This window comes from Pseudomonas sp. MF6396 (assembly GCF_002018915.1).
Taxonomy (GTDB): Bacteria; Pseudomonadota; Gammaproteobacteria; order Pseudomonadales; family Pseudomonadaceae; genus Aquipseudomonas; species Aquipseudomonas palmensis.
Genome location: NZ_MVOK01000089.1, coordinates 1 through 1,196, shown reverse-complemented (window position 1 = coordinate 1,196; position 1,196 = coordinate 1). Strand labels below are relative to the sequence as shown.

1 protein-coding gene is annotated in these 1,196 nt (G+C 55.1%); it reads right to left on the bottom strand.

What is annotated here, in order from left to right:
- Positions 1 to 145: 145 nt before the first annotated feature.
- The gene (locus MF6396_RS28065) at positions 146 to 1,126 is read right to left on the bottom strand and encodes an IS5-like element ISPa26 family transposase (protein WP_024086516.1); all 981 of its coding nucleotides are present in this window, start codon (positions 1,124 to 1,126) and stop codon (positions 146 to 148) included.
- Between the last annotated feature and the right edge of the window lie 70 nt (positions 1,127 to 1,196).

Below are 1,196 nucleotides of genomic sequence, written 5' to 3'. Positions count from 1 at the left end.
GGATGGTCTGAAGTAGCCCCTGTTTTCCGGCTACTTCGCCATCGACACTTTCAAAAAACGGTAGCCGCTCAAATCCCGGTCAAACCTGCCGTCTATTTCAGCCTTTTTTGCCGCTGCAAGCACCTCGCAGCAGTCACTTCACTCTTCACGGACGCACCTCTCCTGCATTGGAGAGCAAATGTCGACGCGCCATCCAAATGTTCGACAGGGCGAACAGCGTCACCATCTGAGCAGTGTTTTTCACCAAGCCTCGGAAGCGCACTTTCGTATAACCAAACTGGCGCTTGATCACCCGAAATGGATGCTCAACCTTGGAGCGAACCTGGGCCTTGGCTCTTTCGATCTTACGTATCGCTTTGTATAACGCGCTGCGGTTACCGTGCTTTTTGTAAGTGCTGCGCCGGGCTGCAATCTGCCAGATGACTTGGCGCCCCTCATGCTCTTCACGCTTCTCTACACCGGTATAGCCCGCATCAGCGCAGACCACGTTCTCACCACCGTGCAGCAGTTTGTCGACTTGGGTTACGTCCGCGACGTTGGCCGCAGTGACCACCACGCTGTGCACAAGCCCGGACTCATCGTCGACACCAATGTGAGCTTTGGCACCGAAGTAATACTGGTTGCCCTTCTTGGTCTGATGCATTTCCGGGTCGCGTTTGCCGTCCTTGTTCTTGGTCGAACTGGGCGCATGAATCAGAGTGGCATCGACGATGGTGCCTTGTCGCAGTGACAAGCCACGGTCGCCCAAATAGCCATTGATCACGCCGAGAATACCGGTGGCCAACTCATGCTTTTCCAGCAGGCGACGGAAGTTGAGGATGGTGGTTTCATCCGGGATTCGCTCCAGGCTCAGACCGGAAAACTGGCGCAGGATCGTCGTCTCGTACAGCGCCTCTTCCATCGCCGGATCGCTGTAACCGAACCAGTTCTGCATTAGATGAATCCGCAGCATCGCCATCAGCGGATAGGCTGGACGGCCCCCTTCGCCCTTTGGGTAATGAGGTTTGATCAGAGCAATCAAACCCTCCCAGGGTACGACCCGATCCATCTCTATCAGGAACAGCTCCTTGCGGGTCTGCTTGCGCTTACCGGCGTACTCGGCATCGGCGAAGGTCATTTGTTTCATCATCGAAAAGCTCGGCGATTGGTGTCCGGGGATTTTGCCAAATCAGGAAGTCTTTTTCAGGATTTCCCTA

Excerpts from the sequence above, each read along its gene's own strand:
- MF6396_RS28065 (WP_024086516.1), bottom strand. The coding sequence starts at position 1,126 with ATGAAACAAATGACCTTCGCCGATGCCGAGTACGCCGGTAAGCGCAAG.